Source organism: Tamlana carrageenivorans (assembly GCF_002893765.1).
Taxonomy (GTDB): domain Bacteria; phylum Bacteroidota; class Bacteroidia; order Flavobacteriales; family Flavobacteriaceae; genus Pseudotamlana; species Pseudotamlana carrageenivorans.
This window is the reverse complement of sequence record NZ_CP025938.1, coordinates 3450349-3474218: the sequence shown is the minus strand read 5'-3', so window position 1 is coordinate 3474218 and position 23870 is coordinate 3450349. Positions and strand designations below refer to the sequence as shown.

At 33.5% G+C, this 23870-nt stretch carries 20 protein-coding genes; 17 read left to right on the top strand and 3 right to left on the bottom strand.

The features are described from left to right. Positions 1 to 32 precede the first annotated feature (32 nt). The 6 genes from C1A40_RS15275 (at position 33) to mgrA (ending at position 5366) form a co-directional block, all read left to right on the top strand. On the top strand, positions 33 to 782 hold the full coding sequence (locus tag C1A40_RS15275) for an HlyD family secretion protein (protein WP_338418055.1): 750 nt from the start codon (positions 33 to 35) through the stop codon (positions 780 to 782). Further along, complete coding sequence (locus tag C1A40_RS18745; RefSeq protein ID WP_338418054.1) at positions 745 to 1134, top strand: beta-barrel domain-containing protein; 390 nt, start codon at positions 745 to 747, stop codon at positions 1132 to 1134. The genes C1A40_RS15275 and C1A40_RS18745 overlap by 38 nt, the downstream gene beginning before the upstream one ends. 667 nt (positions 1135 to 1801) lie before the next feature. After that, entirely contained in the window at positions 1802 to 2419 is a 618-nt protein-coding gene (locus tag C1A40_RS15270; RefSeq protein ID WP_102996653.1) for a YqaA family protein, read from the top strand. Positions 2420 to 2479: 60 nt separating this feature from the next. Further along, positions 2480 to 2776: a DUF3817 domain-containing protein gene (locus C1A40_RS15265; RefSeq protein WP_102996652.1), complete on the top strand. Its 297-nt coding sequence runs from the start codon at positions 2480 to 2482 to the stop codon at positions 2774 to 2776. Further along, positions 2773 to 4020: a mechanosensitive ion channel family protein gene (locus C1A40_RS15260; protein WP_102996651.1), complete on the top strand. Its 1248-nt coding sequence runs from the start codon at positions 2773 to 2775 to the stop codon at positions 4018 to 4020. The genes C1A40_RS15265 and C1A40_RS15260 overlap by 4 nt, the downstream gene beginning before the upstream one ends. A 329-nt stretch (positions 4021 to 4349) precedes the next feature. Further along, positions 4350 to 5366 (top strand): L-glyceraldehyde 3-phosphate reductase, encoded by a 1017-nt coding sequence (gene mgrA / locus C1A40_RS15255; protein WP_102996650.1) that lies wholly within the window; start codon positions 4350 to 4352, stop codon positions 5364 to 5366. A 57-nt stretch (positions 5367 to 5423) separates the two neighbouring features. On the opposite strand, the gene C1A40_RS15250 is transcribed toward mgrA, so the two are convergent. Both C1A40_RS15250 and C1A40_RS15245 read right to left on the bottom strand, forming a co-directional pair. Then, positions 5424 to 6089, bottom strand: a complete 666-nt coding sequence (locus tag C1A40_RS15250; protein ID WP_102996649.1) for a hypothetical protein — start codon at positions 6087 to 6089, stop codon at positions 5424 to 5426. 193 nt (positions 6090 to 6282) lie between these two features. Beyond that, on the bottom strand, positions 6283 to 8259 hold the full coding sequence (locus C1A40_RS15245) for an alpha-ketoacid dehydrogenase subunit alpha/beta (protein ID WP_102996648.1): 1977 nt from the start codon (positions 8257 to 8259) through the stop codon (positions 6283 to 6285). 161 nt (positions 8260 to 8420) lie between these two features. Between C1A40_RS15245 and C1A40_RS15240 the strand changes: the two genes are divergently transcribed. The 7 genes from C1A40_RS15240 to C1A40_RS15210 all read left to right on the top strand — a co-directional run bounded on the left by C1A40_RS15240 (position 8421) and on the right by C1A40_RS15210 (position 15862). Beyond that, positions 8421 to 9368: an isopenicillin N synthase family dioxygenase gene (locus tag C1A40_RS15240; protein WP_102996647.1), complete on the top strand. Its 948-nt coding sequence runs from the start codon at positions 8421 to 8423 to the stop codon at positions 9366 to 9368. Positions 9369 to 9429: 61 nt separating this feature from the next. Further along, complete coding sequence (locus C1A40_RS15235) at positions 9430 to 9759, top strand: translation initiation factor (RefSeq protein ID WP_102996646.1); 330 nt, start codon at positions 9430 to 9432, stop codon at positions 9757 to 9759. A gap of 3 nt (positions 9760 to 9762) precedes the next feature. Beyond that, a complete protein-coding gene (locus C1A40_RS15230; RefSeq protein WP_102996645.1) occupies positions 9763 to 10704 on the top strand; it encodes a DUF1835 domain-containing protein in 942 nt (313 codons plus the stop codon). Further along, positions 10694 to 11563 carry a nucleoside phosphorylase gene (locus C1A40_RS15225; RefSeq protein WP_102996644.1) on the top strand — a complete coding sequence of 290 codons (870 nt, stop codon included), beginning with the start codon at positions 10694 to 10696 and terminating at the stop codon, positions 11561 to 11563. Before C1A40_RS15230 ends, C1A40_RS15225 begins: the two co-directional genes overlap by 11 nt. Before the next feature lie 12 nt (positions 11564 to 11575). Further along, entirely contained in the window at positions 11576 to 12430 is an 855-nt protein-coding gene (locus tag C1A40_RS15220; RefSeq protein ID WP_102996643.1) for a substrate-binding domain-containing protein, read from the top strand. A gap of 237 nt (positions 12431 to 12667) precedes the next feature. Beyond that, positions 12668 to 14278, top strand: a complete 1611-nt coding sequence (locus tag C1A40_RS18685) for a polysaccharide lyase family 7 protein (RefSeq protein ID WP_102996642.1) — start codon at positions 12668 to 12670, stop codon at positions 14276 to 14278. Positions 14279 to 14488: 210 nt separating this feature from the next. Further along, positions 14489 to 15862: a TlpA family protein disulfide reductase gene (locus C1A40_RS15210; RefSeq protein WP_102996641.1), complete on the top strand. Its 1374-nt coding sequence runs from the start codon at positions 14489 to 14491 to the stop codon at positions 15860 to 15862. Positions 15863 to 15980: 118 nt separating this feature from the next. Here C1A40_RS15210 and C1A40_RS15205 read toward each other — a convergent pair whose 3' ends face one another. Then, complete coding sequence (locus C1A40_RS15205; protein ID WP_102996640.1) at positions 15981 to 17567, bottom strand: NAD(P)H-hydrate dehydratase; 1587 nt, start codon at positions 17565 to 17567, stop codon at positions 15981 to 15983. Positions 17568 to 17911: 344 nt separating this feature from the next. Between C1A40_RS15205 and thrA the strand changes: the two genes are divergently transcribed. The 4 genes from thrA (at position 17912) to C1A40_RS15185 (ending at position 23870) form a co-directional block, all read left to right on the top strand. Then, positions 17912 to 20356, top strand: a complete 2445-nt coding sequence (gene thrA / locus C1A40_RS15200) for a bifunctional aspartate kinase/homoserine dehydrogenase I (RefSeq protein ID WP_102996639.1) — start codon at positions 17912 to 17914, stop codon at positions 20354 to 20356. 66 nt (positions 20357 to 20422) lie between these two features. After that, positions 20423 to 21346, top strand: a complete 924-nt coding sequence (locus tag C1A40_RS15195; RefSeq protein ID WP_102997232.1) for a homoserine kinase — start codon at positions 20423 to 20425, stop codon at positions 21344 to 21346. 105 nt (positions 21347 to 21451) lie between these two features. Next, on the top strand, positions 21452 to 22747 hold the full coding sequence (thrC, locus tag C1A40_RS15190) for a threonine synthase (RefSeq protein ID WP_102996638.1): 1296 nt from the start codon (positions 21452 to 21454) through the stop codon (positions 22745 to 22747). A gap of 244 nt (positions 22748 to 22991) precedes the next feature. Then, on the top strand, positions 22992 to 23870 hold the full coding sequence (locus tag C1A40_RS15185) for an IS982 family transposase (RefSeq protein ID WP_102996637.1): 879 nt from the start codon (positions 22992 to 22994) through the stop codon (positions 23868 to 23870).

Sequence of the window (23870 nt, the reverse complement as noted above, 5' to 3'; positions counted from 1 at the left end):
GTGAAATCACAATACTTAGTTAGCAATATAATATGGCTGAAATAAAAAACGAACATATAGAACAAATTGAACTTCGTAGTGAAGAAGTACAAGAAATATTAACCAAAGTACCTCATTGGATGATACGTTGGGGAAACGTCTTGTTTCTTGCACTAATATTAATATTATTATTTATGTCTTGGTTTGTTAAATATCCAGATATTGTAACTTCAGAAGCTTTAATTACAACACAAATTCCACCACAAAAAGAGTATGCTAGAATAACAGGACGATTTGATGCTATTTTAGTAACCGATAATCAAGAAGTTACTAATAATCAAGCTTTAGCAATATTAGAAAATACAGCAAATTACGAAGATGTTTTTAAGTTGAAAAAAGTAATAGATACTATTACTGTAAATAGTAAATCCTTTTATTTCCCCATGGATAGTTTACCAATTTTATTTCTTGGAGATATTGAATCGCAATTTGCTTTGTTTGAAAATAGCTACATTCAATATCAATTGAATAAAGAATTGCAACCTTTTAGTAATGAATTAGTTGCTAACAGGTATTCTGTTTCTGAATTGCATAGACGATTACAAAGTTTACAATCGCAAAAAGAAATTAATAAAACAGAATTAGATTTTAGAAATAAAGACTTGCAACGTAATATAAGCCTGTTTGAAAAAGGTGTTATTTCGGAACAAGATTATGAAAATAAGCAATTAGAATTTGCTCAAGCAGAAAGAAATTACAAGAATTTTGAAGCTTCTATATCACAAAACTGTAAATCAAGGTAATTTAGTATTTACTATTATTCCAAGTGAAAACTCCTCTTTTATAGCCAAACTTAAAACACCTGCTAAAAATTCTGGGAAGCTAAAAATTGGACAAAAAGTAAATATTAAAATTGAAAATTATCCAGATACCGAATTTGGTATATTAAACGGAACAGTTGAAAATATATCTATAATTCCAGACAAAGATGGTTTGTATTTAATAGATGTAGAATTGCCAAAAGAGTTAATTACATCTTACAATAAAGAAATAGACTTTAAACAAGAAATGCGAGGTTCTGCTGAAATCATTACCGAAGATTTAAGATTGATTGAGCGTTTCTTTTATCAGTTTAAAGAAGTGCTAAAAAGGTAATACACTTATATTTTTAAAATTGTATCTTCGGTACAATGGAAGTTCTTAATAAGTTACGATCTGATACTAATTTTTTATAAATAATGATGATGTGAGTTAATCCCAAGTTTATTTAATTGGGAGATTAAAATTTTTTCTATGGATTTATATGAATTAGAAAAATATACTGTTGCAAATTTAAAACTACACAAAGGTTTAAATTGTAACAATAAGTAAAATGATAATGTTTAATTACCCAAGTACAAACGTTTGTTATGAAAACAATACATTCTTGGATATTTTACATAATACAGAATTATAGCTATCTAATTGTATTACATATAATTTGTACTATAATTTATATTATGTAAAATAGAAATTATATGAAACAAAGTAAACGACTTCTATTAAAACCATATTTTTAGTTATAAAAGTCATAATTCCCTATAGCATTATGTATTATCAATATTTAGATATTAATAAATTTAGACACCAAACTAATAATATTGATAAGCATAGTATTTATAAAATCATTTGTTAAGCCATTGTTTAACAATACTATAATTCAAGATTATACAATAAATATCGATTTATATTCTTTAATATTTAACATAAAACTATTATAAATCTACCGTTTAATTTATGTAAATATTAGAGTTAACTGTATATTTGCAGCTTAATTTAAAGCATGAAAAACAGCTCGAAATCTAAAAATGAAAAGTCTCGTATTAAGCTATTACATCAGTATTATAGCTACACGGGATTTTATAATTTTGTTTGGCAGGCCGTTAAAAAGGCATTGCCCATCATTATAGGTGTCGTTGTTTTAGTTTATGTGATCAATCATTTTTTTGATATCAATAAGGCTTTAACCGAACTTACTGAAATTCTTCCTGCTTGGGGGGTGTTAAGTTTCTTTTTCGTGTCTGAAACCCTTTTAGGACTCATCCCTCCCGAAATTTTCATTGCTTGGGCTGGAAAAATGTATAGTCCGTGGTTTTTTCTCGGACTTTTAGCCGTGCTCTCCTATATCGGTGGATTACTGGCGTATTGGATGGGCCGTACCATAACCAAAATACCTTCGGTGCATAATTACTTGGAAGTTAAAATGGAAAAGCAACTTAAAAACTCTCGAAAATGGGGTGGTTTCTTAATTGTTGTGGGGGCCTTACTGCCACTACCCTTTTCAATTTCATGTATTGCTGCTGGAATTATAAAATTTCCTTTTCGAGCAGTAATTCTGTATGGTTCATTGCGCTTATTACGCTTTGTAATTTACGGATTGGTTATTTTCCACGCCTTGTAATAATTGATATTTTAGTGTGGTATTTATCAAAAATTAAATCAATTATATAAAAAAGATATCATGTTCTCATCAATCAATATTTTCAGACTTATTGCCTTATTAGAAGGTGTTTCTTATATTTTATTGTTGTTTATTGCCACGCCTATAAAACATTTTTATAATGATCCGCAGTACGTAAAAATGCTCGGTATGCCACATGGCTTATTGTTTGTTGCCTATGTTTCTTTAGCTTTTATGTTTAAGAAAGAATTCGCATGGAACACCAAGCAATTCCTAACCGTATTAATCGCTTCAGTGATCCCTTTCGGTACTTTTTATATTGATAAAATATACCTTAAAAAATTAAGCACGAAATGAATATTTTAAAACGTCGTTTTTTTGATTATTTAATTTCTTTAGGCCTAGATCAAAACTTAGCTAATTATATCAATGCCTTCGTTTTTCTTCTAGCTTTATTAGTGGTTATTTTCTTAATAGATTTTATTATTAAGAAGATTATTATTCAGGCTTTTACACAGTTGTCAAGTCGTACTAAAACCAATTTCGACGATTTATTAGTCGCCAATAAAGTGCCGCGAAACGTCGCGCATATTATTCCCTTTATTATTGCTTTGGAATTTATTCCCGATATTTTTGAAGATTTTTCAGATTTTGAAATTATTGTTGAAAAGGGGCTTCAGGTTTTTGCTATTATACTGACTCTTTGGGTGGTTAGAAGTGTTTTAAACACCGTTAAAGATTATTTTAAAACCTTGCCCCGATTAAGAGATAAACCTATCGATAGCTACATCCAGGTTTTCATGATATTTGCGTGGACGGTTGGTGTATTTTCGGCTATCGCCATTATGACTGGTATTCCGTTTATTAACTTTATTACGGGTATGGGGGCTCTCTCAGCCATAGTTTTGTTGGTTTTTAAGGATACTATTTTAGGTTTTGTTGCCAGTATTCAAGTGGCCATTAATGATATGGTTCGTATTGGCGATTGGATTACGGTTGAAAAATATGGAGCCGATGGTGATGTGATTGAAATCAATTTAGCCACGGTTAAAGTTCAAAATTTTGATAAAACCATTACCACCATTCCGCCTTATGCCCTAATTTCTGATTCGTTTAAAAACTGGCGTGGTATGTCTACTTCTGGTGGCCGACGCATTAAACGATCCTTAATCATAAAGCAAAGTGGTGTGAAGTATTTGTCGGCTGAAGATGTTGAAACTTTAAAGAAAATACAGTTGTTAACCGATTATCTTGAAACACGTCAAGGCGATATTGATTCATATAACTCATCTCATCAAATAAACAAAGATGTGTTGATTAATGGACGAAACCTGACTAATTTAGGTGTATTCAGAAAATACATCGACTCTTATTTAAAAAGCCATTCTGCTGTAAATAAGGATATGATGATTATGGCACGACAATTAGCACCATCCACACAAGGTATTCCTTTAGAAATTTATGCTTTTAGTAGCGATAAACGATGGGCGAATTATGAATACATCATGGCTGATATTTTCGATCACCTAATTGCCGCACTACCCTATTTTGGTTTAGAAGTTTTTGAACTACCTAGTGATTCTAGTTTTAAACAAGCTTAGGGTTTACACGATGATGAAACATACTTTTTCGTAAGTTTTGACTAAATTTCAAACTTAGAACGTTTTTCGGCCTACCGAAAATTTATCGTAAAATTTGAAGTGAAGTCTCCGTAAAATTTTAGGCTGTTTGGGTCAAGCTATTACTTTGAATTAAGCTGTGTGTTTTGTGACGAGTTCCTAAAATTTAGGAGGCAAACGATAAATTTAAATAAAGTTTCGTGAGCCTAGATTTTTTTGATTCGTTTTTTCATCAATGGAAAAAATGAATACATTTAAGCTTACTAAAACAAGATGAATTTTAGTACTATTTTTATAATAATAACGATATCATGCATATAAACGACAAATCAGGAGTTCAAAGTTATCAAGCAAGTCCAAACCGATATGATAGCATGACATATAAGCGTTCGGGGAAAAGTGGTGTTTTACTACCGGCTTTATCTATTGGCTTGTGGCATAATTTCGGATTTGTAGATGATCTTCAAAAAGGCAGAGAAATACTTCGAACAGCTTTCGATTTAGGGGTTACCCATTTTGATTTGGCTAATAATTACGGTCCACCGTATGGTTCGGCTGAAGAAAATTTCGGTATCATTTTTAAAAAAGATTTTAAACCCTATCGTGATGAATTATTCATTGCTACCAAAGCGGGTTACGACATGTGGCCTGGCCCTTATGGTAATAAAGGGTCTCGTAAATATCTTATTTCAAGTTTAGACCAGAGTTTAAAACGTATGGGTTTGGATTATGTTGATGTTTTTTATCATCATGCGCCAGATCCAGAAACACCATTAGAAGAAACTATGGGTGCTTTGGCCGATATCGTGCGTCAAGGAAAAGCACTATATGTTGGCATTTCAAATTATCAGCCTGAAGACACTCAAAAAGCAGCTAAAATATTAAAGCGCCTAAATGTGCCATTTATACTACATCAAGCCCGGTATTCTATGTTTGATCGTTGGGTTGAAGATGGATTACTAAACACATTAAATGATAATGGTGTAGGTTGTATTGCTTTTTCTCCTTTAGCACAAGGGTTACTTACTGATAAATATATTAATGGTATTCCAGAAGGATCTCGAGCTGCAAAAAACCTAACGTATTTGAATGAAGATACCGTACTAAGTCATACTGAAAAAATTCAAAAGCTTCATGCCATCGCACAAAATAGAAATCAGAAATTATCGGAAATGGCTATTGCGTGGATTTTAAGACAACCACAAGTGGCCTCGGTATTACTTGGAGCAAGTTCAGCTAATCAGCTTAAAGACAATGTAAAGGCATTAAATAACTTAGAGTTTAATCCTGATGAATTGAATTTGATTGAAAACATATTATCGAAATAAATAATCGCTACTTCAGTTAAACCATTCAATATTTAAACGAATAAACAAGAAAAACACTTATTCTTTAACCACAATAACTGTAGCTTTAACACCGGTTGCTAAGTTCCATTGATTGTGCGTTATCACATTACCCTTATCATCAATAACACGAAATTCGGCAGTATTTGGACCCGACTCTCCTTGATTAAGGGCAACAAAATCAATTTTGTTCAATCCTGGTTTTAAGTCTAATTTAAAACCTTTAAATGAATTCGATAAAAACACCCTAGCATGAACAATATCATCATTTACACGCACTTGAATGACATCGCCATCCATATAGCCATGATCGCGATAAATCACATTCACAAACTTAGCCTTGCTTTTAAAATCTCCTAAATATTGATCAACCGTACTACCGTTTCGAAATTCAATTTCTTCTTTACTTAGCTTTAAATCATCCAGAGATTTATTGATTTTATCTGCGTATAACTCTCCTGGATCTCCAAACTCTTCTTCAGAAAACATAGAAAATTCCTTTTTAGGGAAAGGCTTATTTGGAGTTGGTTTAGGAAGGTTAAAATTTGGCTCGGGCTTAATTTCTGGAGTGTTCGGTTTAGTGTCTATAGAATCTTTTGGGGCTTCAATAGCAGGAATACTAAAGTTTTTTTTTCTACTATCAATCTGAGAATAAGCAGATAGTGAAAACAAAATCATAAAGAGATATAAGATGTAAGATTTCATTAATCTTCTATATTTTTATATAAGAAATTTGCCTGTTATTGATAGCAAAGATATTTTTTTCTTTGAAAATCAAAAGCTTCTCAATAACATTTAGTACTTGTTTAACAATAAGTATACCGAAATCAGTAAGTTAAACTTTGAGACCCGACTTGCTTAAGTCTTTCAGAGCGATGATTTAAGAATCCCTAACCCATTAATAAGCCATCAATGTTAATAATGCTTTTTCGAAACGATCTTTGGGTAAATATTGATTTTCCAAGTTTTTAGCAAAAGGAATAGGCGTTTCTAAACTAGCCACTCGCTTTACCGGGCCGTCTAAAAACTCAAAACAATGCTCCATAATCAAGGCAGAAATATCACTAGCTACACCTCCAAAAAGTGAATCTTCTTGTAAAATAATCACTTTACCCGTCTTTTTAACAGAATTATAAATCGTTTCTGTATCTAAGGGCTGAAGGGTTCTTAAGTCAATTAAATCGGCTGCGATGTCTTGATGTTGGTCCAAAGTATCCAAAGCCCAATGTACACCGGCACCATAGGAAATTACGGTAATATCTTTACCTTTTCTAACTACTGAAGCTTTTCCCAAGGGTAATGTAAAATAGTCCTTAGGGACTTCTTGTTTCAAGGTTCTATAAAGCGCTTTATGCTCGAAAAATAATACTGGATTCGGATCGTTAATAGCTGTAGCCAGCAAGCCTTTAGCATCATAAGGAAATGCAGGATATACGACTTTTAGTCCTGGGGTTTTAGTGAACCAGGCTTCATTGGTTTGCGAGTGAAAGGGGCCAGCGCTTACATCGCCACCACAAGGCATTCGTATCACGACATCGGCATTTTGCCCCCAGCGGTAATGCGATTTTGCCAATAAATTAACAACGGGATTGAATCCTGACGAAATAAAATCTCCAAACTGCATTTCAACAACACTTTTCATTCCGGCTATCGATAATCCCATGGCAGTTTCAATGATGGCCGACTCGCAAATGGGTGTGTTGCGTATTCTGTCTTTGCCAAATTGCTCAATAAAGCCTTTGGTGATTTTAAAAGCCCCACCATATTCAGCGATGTCCTGCCCCATCATTATGAGATTATCATGACGCTCTAGGCTTTGCTTTAAACTTTCCGAAATGGCATCAATAAACCTTATGTTGTCAAAATCATTTTTAACAGCAACTTCTTGATATTTAATTTGTTGATAAACATCATTTAATTCTACACTTTCACTAGGTGTTATTTCACTTTCTTCAAAACTAATAGCTATAGCTTCATTAATATTATGAGTGAAATCAGTTTTAATTTCATTTATTATATCTTCAGAAAGCACAGATATACTTTGCAAAAACTGCTCAAAATTATCAATGGGATCTTTAGTTTTCCATGTTTCAAAAAGGCTGTTTGGCACATAATCGGTTCCGCTAGACTCCTCATGACCACGCATTCTAAAGGTTTTAAACTCGATTAAAACAGGTCTGTGATTTTGACGTATACTTTCAGCAATGGCTTTCACTTTAGTAAAAACATCAACAATATTATTACCATCAATAATATGTGATTCCATACCATAACCTAAAGCTCTATCGGCTAAATCTTTACAATGATATTGCTCATTGGTAGGTGTTGATAGTCCGTAGCCATTATTTTCAATGCAAAATATAACAGGCAGTTGCCAAACCGAAGCCACGTTTAAGGCTTCATGAAAATCGCCTTCACTCGTACCGCCTTCGCCTGTAAACACCGCGGTAACTCGATTTTTGTTTTGTAATTTATGTGCTAATGCTATGCCATCGGCCACGCCTAATTGCGGACCCAAATGTGAAATCATTCCTATAATTTTATGGGCTTGAGAACCAAAATGAAAAGAGCGATCGCGACCTTTTGTAAAACCTGAAGCCTTACCATTCCATTGGGAAATTAATTGTTCAAGCGGTATTTTTCGGGTTGTAAATACACCCAGGTTTCGGTGCATGGGTAAAATGTACTCCTCAGCCTTTAAAGCCATAGTCACGCCTACTGAAATCGCTTCTTGCCCCATACCAGAAAACCACTTACTAATCTTGCCTTGGCGTAATAAAATCAGCATTTTTTCCTCTATCATTCTAGGAAACAGCATGTTTTTGTAAAGGGCTATTAATTCGTTTTCTTGGAGATGTTCTGCTTGATATTGCATGCCAAATCGACCGTTATAAGGGTTTTAAATCTTTATTATAAAACAAATCAAAGATACCATAATTTGCGCTGCTTTCTATGGTTTTGTCCATGCAATACGCCGTCTAAATTTTTTCAATGTTTTTCGTACATTTGTGTAACACTCATCATAAATTAAACCTCATGAATAGGATTCCTAGTGTCGATTTAAAAGATTTCATTTCTAATGACGCTACCAAAAAACAAAATTTTGTAGATGCCATTGGTAAAGCTTATGAAGAGATTGGTTTTGTGGCTTTAAAAGGTCATTTTTTAAACCATGAGCTTGAAGAAAATCTTTATAAAGAAATTAAAAGCTTTTTTGACTTACCTATTGAAACCAAACAGAAATACGAAATCCCTGAAATTGGCGGACAACGTGGTTACGTGTCTTTTGGGAAAGAAAGTGCTAAAGGAAAGAAAGAAGGCGACTTAAAAGAGTTTTGGCATTTTGGACAATATGTTGAAGATGATGATGCTTTGAAAGCTGAATACCCTGAAAATGTTATAGTGGAAGAACTTCCGCATTTTAATTCAACAGGAAAAGAAGCTTATAAAATGCTAGAAAAAACCGCAAAATATGTCTTGCGCGCATTAGCCATTCATCTTAATTTAGAAGAAACCTATTTTGACCAATACATTCGTAATGGCAACTCTATTCTAAGACCCATACACTACCCTCCTATTACCGAAGAACCTAAAGAAGCCGTGCGTGCTGCGGCTCACGGCGACATTAATTTAATTACGCTATTAATGGGAGCTCAAGGGCGCGGTTTACAAGTTCAAAATCATAAGGGCGAATGGGTTGATGCTATAGCAGAACCAGATGAACTGATGATTAATGTGGGCGATATGCTTTCTAGACACACTAATAACCAGTTAAAATCAACCATACACCGTGTTATCAATCCGCCAAAAGAACTTTGGGGAACCTCGCGTTATTCCATTCCATTTTTTATGCACCCCATTAGTGCTATGAAATTAGATGTTCTAGAAGCATGTATTGATAAAGAACACCCAAAAGCTTATGAAGACATTACTGCCGGTGAGTTTTTAAGAGAGCGTTTAATAGAATTGGGATTAATAAAATAACTTGCATATTGAAAAAGAAGTCACAAAAACAACTACCTTAATACCCTATAAAGCATAGTAAATGGATTTACAAGATCAGTTAAAAAATTTATTTCCAGATCATATAGAAGAAACACCAGAAGCCACTACAAATAGTGATGATAATATTTGGATGCAGGACGATCCTATTTTATGTAAATACGAGAAGCGTAAAGGTAAACCTATTACCATTTTAGAAGGTTACACCGGTGCTACCGAGGATTTTAAAATTTTAGCCAAGGAAATAAAAACCAAACTTAGCGTTGGTGGTAGTTTTAAAGATGATAAAATTATCATTCAGGGTGATTACCGCGATAAAATCATGAAAATGCTAAAAGAAAAAGGATTTAACGTAAAACGCGTAGGCGGCTAATTTATGGAAAAGAAGATACTTCACATTACTAATGGTTCTGTTTTAACCAACTTTTTAAACGAATTGAAAATTGAAGGTGAATTTCTAACATGGCAAGCCATGTTATGTGAAGGTCCTACTACAGAAAAGGTTTTTTCGGAAGAGTTTTTAGAATTACGCAGAATTCATTTTAAAAAGTTTTATGATGTTGAAGTGGATAATGAACTTATTGAAAGTGAATTAGAAAAACTGGATCATCCCGACCTTTATTCTGAAATTGTATTGTGGTTTGAGTACGATTTATTTTGCCATATTAACATGGTTGCCATTATAAGTCTGCTAAAACAGAAACAAATGCATTTGCCTATTTATTTGGTATGCAGCGGCCGCGTTAAAGGCAGTAAGACTCTAAAAGGGCTTTCAGAACTAAGCACCGAACAACTGTTAGCACACTATCACAACAAAGTATTGCTTACCGCTGAAGATTTAGAATTAGCACGAAATGTGTGGAGTATTTATTGCGGTATCGATCATAATTTACTAAAACCTCTTATCGTAAAAAGCTCTTCGTTTAATTACTTGAGCAACTGCTTAAAAGCGCATTTAGAGCGTTTTCCCGATTCGGTTTCTGGTTTAAACGACCTTGAAAGAAATATTCTTAAAATCATTCATAAAAACAAAATTACTTCTAAAAACCACTTATTAGGCTACATTCTTAATTATCAAGGCTTTTTTGGCTACGGAGACCTTCAACTTACTAGAATTATTGATGAGTTAAGTGTGCTTTATACTATTAAAGAAGATCATATTGAATTAAATAGAGATGGCTATTTAGCACTCGAAAACCAGCTTAATTGTGCAGAAAAAATTGAAAACCATATAATGTATGGAGGCGTCAAAAAAGCAGCCTTTTATTTTAGTCGATCTCAAAACAAACTTATAAAATCTGTGCACTATGACGATTAAGGAGTCAGAACTTATTTTAAATCCTGATGGTAGTATTTATCATTTGAATTTAAAACCTGAAAACATAGCGAATACGGTGTTATTAGTTGGCGATCAAAATCGTGTGGAAAAAATATCAAAACATTTTGATGATATCGAATTTAAAACTCAAAAACGTGAGTTTAAAACCCATACTGGAACCTATAAAGGGAAACGTATTACCGTATTATCGACAGGTATTGGCCCAGATAACATTGATATCGTGATGAATGAATTAGATGCTTTGGTTAACATCAATTTTAAAACCAGACAAATTAAAGAAAATCTAACTAAGCTTGACGTTATTAGAATTGGCACTTCAGGATCGCTTCAAGAAAACATTCCGGTTGACGCCTTTGTTTTAAGCACCCACGGTTTAGATATAAACGGAATGCTTCATGCTTATCAAATGGATCATATTAAAAATCCAGACATCGAAAAGGCTTTTATACAACTTACCAACTGGAGTCCCAATAAAGCGACACCAATAGTTATTCGCGGTAGTGAATCTCTTGAAAAAAAGCTGGAAAGCAACTTAACACACAAGGGGTTAACAGCCACAGCAGGTGGTTTTTATGGTCCTCAAGGCCGTGTTTTAAGATTAGAAATTCAAGATCCCGAATTAAATACTAAAATGGATAATTTTAATTTTAATGGTATGGTGATTTCTAATTTTGAAATGGAAACGTCAGCCATTTATGGTTTGTCAAAATTACTGGGCCATAATGCTTTATCTCTTAATGCTATAATAGCCAATCGTGCGAATGGCACTTTTAGTAAAAACCCATTAGCCGCCATAGAAAAATTGATTCATTACACTTTAAATAAGCTGGTAGAATAGTTATATACTAATATGAAAAACGTAAAGATTGGTGGTGTTCCAGAACATTTTAACTTAGCGTGGCATCTCACCATAAAAAGTGGTGCATACCAAGCGGAAAACATCAATTTACGTTGGCAAGACTATCCCGAAGGTACGGGCGCCATGTGTAAAGGATTAAGAGCAGGCGATATCGATATAGCCATCCTTTTAACCGAAGGCATTGTGAAAGATATTATTGCTGGTAACCCAAGCAAAATTGTGCAAACTTTTGTGCAATCGCCTTTAATTTGGGGTGTTCACGTAGCTAACAATTCTAAATTTGAAACAGTTGCCCAACTTAAAGGACGCAAAGCAGCCATTAGTCGTTACGGTTCTGGTTCGCATTTAATGACATATGTTAATGCTGAAAATTACCATTGGAATTTGGACACCGATTTAAATTTCGAAATCATAAATAACCTTGAAGGTGCTGTAAAAGGTCTTACTGAAGGTAAAGCCGATTATTTTTTATGGGAAAAATTTATGACCAAACCTATTGTAGATCAAGGTGTTTTTAGACGTATTTCCGATTGCCCAACCCCTTGGCCCTGTTTCGTTATTGCTGCTCGTGAAGATTTTATTAAAAATCATGAGCCTGTGCTAAAATCTATTCTTGACATTATTAATAAAACTACGGCAGACTTCAAGAGCATTCCAAGTATTGATAAAACCATAGCTAACCGTTATAATTTGCATTTCGAAGATGTTCAAGACTGGTTAAACCTTACGGAATGGTCGCAAGAATTAATTGATGAACACATGCTCATCGAAATTCAACAGACATTATTTAAATTGGGGATTATTCCAAAAACTAAAAGTTTCGACTCTTTAACACATCGTGTGTAATTTATTACCACCATTCTTTTTTACTATTATTTCAGCTTATTTGTTATCGACTTTAAGGTAAGTAGAAAGGTTTTTTTACAGCCTAATATCTAAGTAGTTTTTCTAAATTGGTTAGGATCTAGAGCTTTTAAGCTTGTTTATTTAGCTTCTTTTATATAAATTCGCTATGTCGTAAACTGGTGAACCAGATAGGTAAACCAGTTTTTTACACAAACTAATAACCCAAAACTCTAACAAATGAAACAAAATTTACTTAAAATCATGCGATTGTTTACAATTTGCATGATATTTTGTGCTTTTAACCCTAAATTGATAGCACAAACTATTCCTGCTGACTTGATGACTAATTGTAGTCAGTGGAAAATCACAAAACCAGATGGTTCAGAACAAAAACCACTTTGTGAGTACCCAAATCAAGACTACTTCTACGTGAATAACACAAATGATGCTATCGTATTTCGAGTAGAAATTAATGGAAGTAACGGATCTACTGCTAACTCAAACTACATTCGCTCTGAGCTTCGTGAAAGACTACCTGATGGAAGTTTAGATGTATATTGGACAACCGCTGGACAACATGTTATTTATGTCGAGCAAGCTATTACCCACTTACCTACTTACAAAAATCATTTAGTAGCTACTCAAATTCATGGTAACAAAGATGATGGTATTGACGATGCTATGGTATTAAGGTTAGAAGGCGAACATTTATTTTTATCATTTAACGGTGGCAAATTAAGACCCGATTTTACTATTAAAACAAATTATCAATTAGGCACAAAACACGAAGTTATTTTTGAAGTGATTGATGGTAAGCATTATTGTTATTATTCAGAAGACGGTAATCTAAAAACCCAATACGATGCTGGAACTGCATCTCAGTATTTAGTTAAGGATACAGCAAATGGCAACGATTATGTCATGGATTTAAACTATAACCAAACCTATTTTAAAGTTGGAAACTACACCCAATCTAATGTTTCTAAAGAAAAAGAATACGCTGATAAAGCAGGGCAAACTTACGATCCAAATGCTTTAAATTACGGTGAAGTTGAAGTTTACAATTTTAGTGTGATTCACGATGGTGTTGCCGATGGTGCCGGTGAAGGTGGCGTTGACCCTCCTGCTCCAGGAACTACACCTCCTGCTGAAAATGAAATCACCATTTTAGATGCTATAGGTGTTGGAACAGAAACTGGTAAAAATAATGTAGGTTCACCTTATGCTTTTGATAATGTCGTAACAGCAGATTTCTATTGGGCTGCTGATGCTTCAGTAGGTGAAGCTTCTATTACTTTCGATTTAGGTTGTAACCGCGATTTAACCGAAATAGGTATTCATTTCTTAAAAGCTGATATTAGAACGACAAATTTTGACATTGCTGTTTCTGATGATAAAGGTGCTACTTTTACAAATGTTATTACCAACCAAGATAGCTACAAAACAGGCTACACAGTTGATGATGAACAAAAATTTGATTTAACAGGAAGCAATGGTCGTTATGTTAAAATTGTTGGTCATGGAAACAGTGCGAATACTGGTTGGACCAGTATTGCCGAGGTACATATTTATGGACAAAATGGAAGTTGTTCAACATTAAGCACTGGTGATGTACATGCTAATAACAATGCATTATCCATTTATCCTAACCCTGCTAGTAATGTTATAAATATTGCTAATGCAAAAGATTTTGAAACTGTTGAAATTTACAACTTAGTAGGTAAATTAGTTTCAAAACAAGCTATTCCAGGAAATTCAATGGATATATCAAACTTAAAATCTGGTTTATATATCTTCAAATTTTCAGGAAAAAATAATACAGTTAATAAACGCGTTATTAAAAAATAAGCGTTAATGACATACTTTTAAAAGCAGATGGAATTTTTCATCTGCTTTTTTTATGCTTAAAAAGCACTTTAAGCAATGATATTAAGTTATGGTTTATAACATAATAGCTTGTAATTCAGTACTAAACATAAAAACAAAATGTTAATATAAATCTAAAATAGTAACAAGCCTATTTCAAATTATTACATTTGGGCAAAACCAATAAAAACAATGAAAAAAATCCTACTTTTAGCTTTAGCAGTATCTGCTTTCAGCTGTAAAACAGAAACAAAGCCAGATTATATTGTGATTTCTGGTAAAATAACAAATAAATTACCAGCAGAATTATCAATTAACACCCAAGACCAATCCTTTACTGAGGTTATAGAGGTTGCTGCCGATGGAACTTTTACTGATACATTAACGGTTGAAAAAGGTTCTTACGTTTTATATGATACTAAAAACCCTGTTTTTTTATACCTAGATTCTGGTTATAATTTAAACATTAATTATGATGCAGCCGATTTTAAAAATTCCTTAGTCATTTCTGGTGAAGGTGCTGCAGAAAACAACTACCTTATAAAAAAACGCGAGAAAACTCCATTATTAATAGGCGATAATGCTAGTTTTTATTCTTTAAATGAAGCCGATTTTAAAAATAAACAATTAGCTATTAAAGACTCGTTAACGGCACTTTTAAATAATACGCCAGGAATTTCTGAAAAGTTTAAAACTTCGGAACAAAAGGAACTTCATTACAATTATTTAGTTGGTTTAAATGTTTATGAAAAAGGACATAGGTATTTTACGAGAGACCAAGAATTTAAAGCCTCAGATGATTTCTTAAAGGGGTTAGATGGCTTCGACTACTCTAATGAAAGCGATTATAAAGAATCTCCTAGTTACAAAAAAATTGTTACCGATCATTATGTGTCTGAGATTACTGAATTCATGACAAAAGATTCTTTAAGCCAAGAAGAAGCTTTTTTCAAAACAGTAAAAAATATTCCTTCAGAGCTTATTAAAAACACCTTTTTGTTTGATTTTGCTAATCAATCTATGGCACGATCAAAAGATATTGAGTCGTTTTATAACACGTTTATGAGCATTTCAACAAATGAAGACAATAAAGCCGTAATTACCGAAAAGTATAACAAACTTACTGCCGTGGCAAAAGGTAAACCATCTCCTAAATTCGTAAATTATGAAAACTATAAAGGCGGTACTACCTCTTTAGATGATTTAAAAGGTAAATATGTGTATATCGATGTTTGGGCGACTTGGTGCGGACCATGTAAACGAGAAATCCCTTTCTTAAAAGAATTGGAAAAAACATATCACGATAAAAACATTGAATTTGTTAGCCTTTCCATCGACAAGGTTTCAGACCGTGAAAAATGGAAAAAAATGATTGAAACTGAAAATTTACAAGGTGTGCAGTTATTAGCTGATAATGATTGGAAGTCTGATTTTGTAAAAGATTACCAAATTCAGGGTATTCCTAGATTTATTTTAGTAGATACTGCTGGAAATATTGTTGACCCTAATGCGCCTAGACCTTCAGATCCTAAATTGGTTGAAATGTTAACCGAGTTAAATATTTAATACCATTATAAATGATATTAAAGAGGCTGAGTTATTAGTTAAAACCTAACAATTCAGCCTCTTTTTCTTTTTATAAATTTAGACACTTAAAAAAGACAACCTAAAGAAAAGAAATGTTTTATTTTTGTTTCTCAGGATTTGCTTCTTTTTCCTTTTCTGCTTCAGTATTTGTTTCTGGCTCCACTGGTTGCTCTGGTTGTTTGAATAAATCTATAAAAGCATCTCCAATATACTCGATAACATGGCTGGCGGTTAAACTTTCAAATCCGCATTGTAAAACAGCGAGATCTGCAGATTTTCCATGTAAATAAGTACCAAAAATGGCTGCGGAAGTTGGGTGGTATCCTTGCGACAATAACCCTAGAACAATTCCGGTTAGCACATCCCCACTACCTGCCGTCGCTAAACCTGGATTCCCTGTGGTATTTACATAAAGCTTATCATTAAAAACAGTGATGCTAAAGGCGCCTTTTATAATGACAATCAGTTTGTGTTTTTTTGTAAATGCTTTTACCTTACTAAGCTTATCGAAATCATCTGTCCAAGTACCAATTAAGCGTTCTAACTCTTTGGGGTGTGGTGTTAAAATACTGTTTTCGGGAAGTAATTTTAATAATGTTTTTTTCTTTGCCAAAATATTAATTCCATCGGCATCAATCACTAATGGTTTTTTATTGGTTTTTAGAAAAGCTTCTAAAGCCTTTATAGTATCATCGTGGGTTCCCAACCCTATACCTAAACCAATCACGGTGGGATCGATATCAAATTGAATGTCAATAATTTTTTCTTCATCACGGTCTGTAATCACCATGGCTTCAGGAAACGAGGCTTGCAAAGGAATGTACCCACATTTAGGAATGTAGGCTGTCACCAACCCTGCTCCAGTGGTTAAAGTGGCTTTACTCGTTAAGGTGACTGCACCAATTTTACCGTAACTTCCACCAATTACTAAAGCATGTCCAAAATCACCTTTATGGGAAAACCGGTCTCTTGGGATATAGTTTGGTACGACTTCAACCTTGCTAATTAATTCGGCTTCAGTTTCAGTACTTATTAAATAATTTGGATCAAGCCCGATATCTAATACTTCCCATTGTGCGGTATATTTCGCAGTTTCAGGTAAAAAGAAAACCAATTTAGGAGAAGCAAAGCTTAATGTAAATCCAGCCCAAACCACATCATTTTCATCGGCTACAGGTTTATCCACAAAAAGTCCGGAAGGCACATCAATAGACAAGGTAAAAGCTTTTGTTTTTCTAAAATAAACGAACAATTCTTTAACCCAATCGGTAACCGGACGATTTAATCCAATTCCAAAAATAGCATCGACAATAATGTCTTTTTCATCAATTTCAGGGAAATCATTACTATTTTCAATAGGTTCTGGCCAAGACTTTGTAACGCCTTTAAGCCTTTCATAGTGCGCTAAAAAATCGTCGGAACGCTTGTTACTATAACCTACAATATAGGTTTTTACATGGTAACCGTGTAAAATCAAATGACGTGCTAAAACTAACCCGTCGCCGCCGTTATTTCCAATGCCACAAAAAATATGTATTGGAACTGGAGCCCCTTGCATGCGTAAATGCATCCAATTGAAAATTTGTTCACCGGCACGTTCCATAAGTTCCACCGAACTGATTTTTTGTCTTTCTTCGGTTAATCGATCGCCTTCGTAAATTTGTTCTTTAGAAAATATTTTCATCTGTGATTTATTATTGTAGATTTTTCAGTTCTCACAAAGGTTTCTCATTTTTTTTCTACGAAAAACCAATCTATATAAGAATACTGCAAAAAAGGTCTTAAAGTTTTTTTATAAGGTTAAAAATAATACTTTTGAAGTGCACTATGTAATTATAATGAATCATTTCAACCAAAATATGAACAGCATTAGTTTCCTTTCGAACAAAGGAAACGTTACTATTTTTGGTACAACTACTAACATTACAACCCTTTGGGGTTGCTAATTACATATTCTTCGGGCATTATTTGTGATTTAAAAAATCATATCATTTCAATTATTATTTTTAATTATCAATTCATTAAAAAATGAAGGTTTTAAAATTTGGGGGGACTTCTGTAGGTTCTTCAAAAAACATAAATAAAGTTATAAGTATATTAGAAAACTACGGTAAACGTGACACGGTTATTTGTGTAGTTTCGGCCGTTGGAGGTATAACCGACAAATTACTTTTAGCTGGGAAGCAAGCACAAAATAAAGAACAGGCATTTTTAAATACATTTAATGATATCAAAGAAAAACATATTGATATTGTTAAAACGTTAAACCCTGAAAACAGTGCATCCATTTTAAAGGAAGTTGAAGAAAAACTTAACGGTTTAAAAAGTTTATTAGAAGGTATTTTCTTGATTAATGAACTGTCTCCAAAAACATCTGATAAGCTAGTAAGTTACGGTGAACTATTGTCGTCTTACATCATTGCTGAAACGATGAAAAACCGTGGTATTGAAGCCGAAAGAAAGAATTCTCAAGAACTTATTGTAACCAATTCAAACTTTACAAAAGCTGAAGTTGATTATAAGGCTACAAATACAAATATTCAAGATTACTTCAAATCTGATTCCAAAACAGTGACCATTTTACCTGGATTTATTTCAAAATCTAAAACAGGTGAAATAACGACTTTAGGTCGTGGTGGATCTGATTTTACTGCAGCTATCGTCGCGGCAGCATTACAGGTGGAGCAACTAGAAATTTGGACAGACGTAAGCGGTATGTACACGACCAACCCTAAATTGGTAAAACAGGCCTACCCTATCGATAAAATTTCATATCAAGAAGCCATGGAATTATCACATTTTGGAGCCAAAGTTTTATATCCGCCAACAGTTCAACCTGTTTTGAGTTTAAGTATTCCTATTCATATTAAAAACACTTTAGAACCTGAGGCTACAGGAACTATTATTTCTAACGACGAAGTTACTTCTACAAAACCAGTAAAAGGTATTAGTAATATTAGCAACATCGCCTTACTTACTTTAGAAGGTAGCGGAATGGTTGGTATTCCTGGTTTTTCTAAACGTTTGTTTGAAACCTTATCGCAGGAAAAAATTAATATCATCATGATTACTCAGGCTTCTTCAGAACATTCTATTTGTTTAGGAATTGAAGAAAAAGATGCTGAAAATGCAAAAGTAGCTATTGATGCCGTTTTTGAAAATGAAATCGCTCTAAATAAAATTGAACCTATCATTATTGAAACTGGTTTATCTATTATTGCGCTTGTTGGTGATAACATGAAAAACCACCAAGGTATTAGTGGTAAAATGTTTAGCAGCTTAGGCAAAAACAACGTAAACGTTAGAGCCATTGCTCAAGGTGCTTCAGAAAAAAACATCACGGCTGTTATTGCAGAAAAAGATGTAAAAAAAGCTTTAAATACGCTACATGAGCAGTTTTTCGAGTCGAAAACAAAGCAACTTAATGTGTTTATTACCGGTGTTGGAAATGTTGGAGAGCGCTTGGTGGAACAAATTCATCAACAGAAAAAATTCTTAAAAGATAACCTAAAAATAAAAATGCGTGTTGTTGGTTTATCAAATTCCAGACAAATGATTTTTGCTGAAGAAGGCATCGATCTTACAAACTGGAAGGACCAATTAAATCAAGGTGAACAAGCGAGTTTACAAGGTTTCTTTGAAAAAACAAAAAGTTTGAATTTACGTAACAGTATTTTTGTTGATGTGACCGCTAATAAAAATGTAGCCGACCTTTATGCTCAGTATTTAAGACAAAGTATTGGTGTGGTTGCTTGTAATAAAATCGCTTGTTCTAGTGATTTTGAAAACTATAAATTACTGAAACGCTTATCCCTAAAATATAATGCCCCATTGTTATTTGAAACTAATGTGGGTGCTGGATTACCAATTATCGATACGCTTAATAATTTGGTAGCTTCAGGTGATAAAATACATTCTATTCAGGCCGTATTATCAGGAAGTTTAAACTTTGTATTTAACAATTTTACCGATAAAACTAAATTCTACGATGTAGTGAAACAGGCTGCCGCCGAAGGCTATACTGAGCCAGACCCAAGAATCGATTTAAGTGGTGTTGATGTGGCTCGTAAAATTTTAATCCTTGCCAGAGAAAGTGGTGTTGAGATGAATTTGGAAGACATCGAAAATAAACCTTTCTTATCGGAAGCAGGCCTGAAAAGTGATAGCGTTGATGATTTCTATGAAACATTAATTACTGATGAAGCGCACTACCAGAGTTTGTATGCTTCCGCGAAAGCGAACAACTGTCAGTTAAAATACGTAGCAAAATTCGACCAAGGAAAAGCAAGCGTTAGTTTACAAGAAATCCCAGAGGGACATCCTTTTTATAACTTAGAGGGAAGTGATAACATTGTCATGTTTTACACACAACGCTACCCAAAACAACCTATGATTATTAAAGGTGCTGGTGCTGGAGCCGATGTTACAGCGTCAGGTTTATTTGCTGATATTATTAGAATCGCAAACGATTAAAAAATGTTACACAAAAAAAGTTCTAGTTATTGCTCTAGTGCCACCGAGAACTATTTAATTGATAGTATGAATGAAATAAAAATATTTTCTCCTGCAACGGTTGCCAATGTGGCTTGCGGATTTGATGTTCTGGGCTTTTGCCTAGACAGTGTTGGCGATGAGATGATTATAAGAAAAGTTGATAAAAAAGGCATTCACATAACACATGTTGAAGGTTTTGATTTACCGCTTGAAGCTTCGCTTAATGTGGCTGGTGTTTCGGCACTTGCTATGTATGAAACAATTGATGTGGATTTCGGATTTGAAATTGAAATATACAAAAACATAAAACCAGGAAGTGGCATTGGTAGTAGTGCGGCAAGTGCTGTAGGTAGTGTTTTTGGTATGAACGAGCTTATTGGGCGTCCTTTTAACAAAACGCAACTAACCGAATTTGCAATTAAAGGGGAAGCTCTAGCTAGTAAATGTGAGCATGCCGATAACTTAGCTCCTGCCCTTTTTGGTGGTTTTACTTTAGTGAAAAGTGTGTCACCTGTACAAATTCTTGAAATTCCTTCGCCAGACGATCTATATGCGACGATTATTCATCCGCAAATTGAAATTAAAACATCGGAATCTAGAGCCATTTTACCTAAAGAAGTGGCTTTATCTGATGCTATTACACAATGGGCGAATGTTGGTAGTTTGGTGCATGCCTTGCATACAAGCAACTACAACTTGATTAAAGACTCACTACATGATGTTATTGTAGAGCCACACAGAAGCAAGCTGATTCCGCATTTTAACGAGGTTAAAACAGAAGTTTTAGAAGCTGGTGCCTTAGGTTGCGGTATTTCTGGTTCTGGACCATCAATTTTCACCTTGAATAAAGGTTTAGAAACGGCAAATAAGGTTAAAGAAACCATGGAAAATGTGTATGCGAAAACTGATATTGCTTTTGAGGTTCACGTATCGAAGATAAATACTAAGGGTGTGAAAGCCATATATTAAGATTGAAATAGCTATACTGTAATTTCCAAAAATACTGAGAAAATACAATATAAAGAATATTAATAATTAATAAACAGATTCCTGCCTTCGCAGGAATGATTAGCAATGAACTATTACTCACTAAACCATAAAGCCCCAGATACAACTTTTGAAAACGCTGTTGTAAAAGGTTTGGCTCCAGATAAAGGCTTATATTTTCCTGAAAGTATTACACCATTACCAAAATCGTTTTTTGAAAATATTGATAATTTATCAAATACAGAAATTGCTTTTGAAGCGATTAAACAATTTGTTTCACCTGAGATCCCTGAGGATGTCTTAAAAACGATTGTTGAAGAGACCTTATCTTTCGATTTTCCAGTTGTTAAGCTAAATGATCATATTTCAACTTTAGAATTGTTTCACGGACCAACCATGGCGTTTAAAGATGTGGGAGCGCGTTTTATGGCCCGTTGTTTAGGCTATTTCAACAAAAATAACAGCAATGAAGTTACTGTTTTGGTGGCGACTTCTGGAGATACTGGTGGTGCCGTTGCTAACGGTTTTCTTGGTGTAAAAGGTGTTAATGTGGTGATCTTATACCCTAGCGGAAAGGTTAGTGACATTCAAGAAAAACAACTTACAACGCTTGGACAAAATATCAAAGCTTTAGAAGTTAATGGTACTTTTGATGATTGTCAGGCCATGGTTAAAGAAGCTTTTTTGGATGAAAGTTTAACTAGTAAAATGCAATTAACTTCAGCCAACTCAATAAACGTGGCACGTTGGTTACCACAGTTGTTTTATTTTATGTTTGCTTACAAACAATTGCATAATGAATTTGAGGATATTGTATTTTCAGTGCCTAGTGGTAACTTTGGAAATGTTTGTGCAGGTATGATGGCCCAACAATTAGGCTTACCAATTAAACATTTTGTAGCTTCTAACAATGAAAACAATGTGGTTACACGTTATTTAGAATCCGAATTATACGAGCCAAAGCCTTCAGTGCAAACCATTAGTAATGCTATGGATGTTGGAGCACCAAGTAACTTTATTCGTATTCAGGAAATTTACAAAAACAACTTTGAAACGTTAAAAAACAATGTGTCTTCTTATAGTTTTTCAGATGATGAAACTAGAGAAGCCATGTTAGAAATTTATAATAATTACAACTATGTTGCCGATCCGCATGGTGCTGTAGGGTACTTGGGTTGCAAATCACATTTAAAAAACAATCCTAAAGCACACTGTGTGTTCTTAGAAACGGCTCACCCAACAAAATTCTTGGATGTTGTAGAGGATGTTATCAAAGAAGAACAGCCTTTACCAGAACAAATACAAGCAGTTATGGGAAAAGAAAAAGAGGCGACTTTAATTTCTAGTTACGAAGACTTAAAAACGTTTCTTTTAAAGAGATAATAGTATATAAAATATAAAGGCTGTTTTAAAGGTTTAATTTTCGTCAATCTGAATTTATTTCAGATTCCCATAATCATTGTATTTCAATATCATGAGATTCTGTGTCAAGCACAGAATGACGGTTGTTTAAACTTTAAGACAGCCTTTTTTAATATCTTAACCCGTTGTGCATTATGATTTAAAAGAAAAAAGTTGTTCATCTTACTGAAAATCAGTAAATTGATTTAACTACAAATCATTAATAATGAACAACTTGAGTGCAAATTACGAAAGAATATTGGAAGTATTAAGAAAAATATCGAAAGAACAACTTTTAAGTTATCAAAGACGACAACCAAAGCTTAGTGATTTAGAACTTATCAGTTTGAGTCTTACTGCCGAATTTATGGGAATAGATAGTGAAAATGACCTTTTTAGAAAACTTCCAGATTCCCTATTATCAAAAATAGAGAGAAGTGTCTACAATAGAAGAAGACGAAAACTAGTTAATAAGCTCAACAGTATCAGGTTAAGCATAGCTTCCCATTTTAATGAATTTGAAGATTATTTTGTAGTAGATAGTATGCCTTTAGAAGTTTGTAAATTATCACGCAGTTCTCGTTCAAAGATTTGTAAAGAAAACACTTATGCATTTCCAGATAAAGGTTATTGTGCAGCTCAAAGTTCTAATTATTACGGTTATAAACTGCACGCTGTTTGTTCTGTAAATGGTGTCTTTCAAAGTATCGATTTGAGTCCAGCATCTGTACACGATATTAATTATCTTAAAGATATTAAGATGCAAATAAGCGATTGTACATTAATTGGTGATAAAGGCTATTTATCAACAGAAATACAGCTTAACTTGTTTGAAACCTGTAATATAACGCTAAATACACCTATGAGAAGCAATCAAAAAAATTACAAAGTACAGCCTTATGTATTTAGAAAAAAGAGGAAAAGGATAGAAACATTATTTTCACAACTTTGTGACCAATTTATGATAAGACGCAATTATGCTAAAACTTTTGAAGGTTTTAAAACAAGAATCGTAGCTAAGATAACTGCTTTAACAACTATTCAGTATATCAATAAGTTTATTTTTGGGAGAAACATTAATAATATTAAAATTAGCATTATTTAA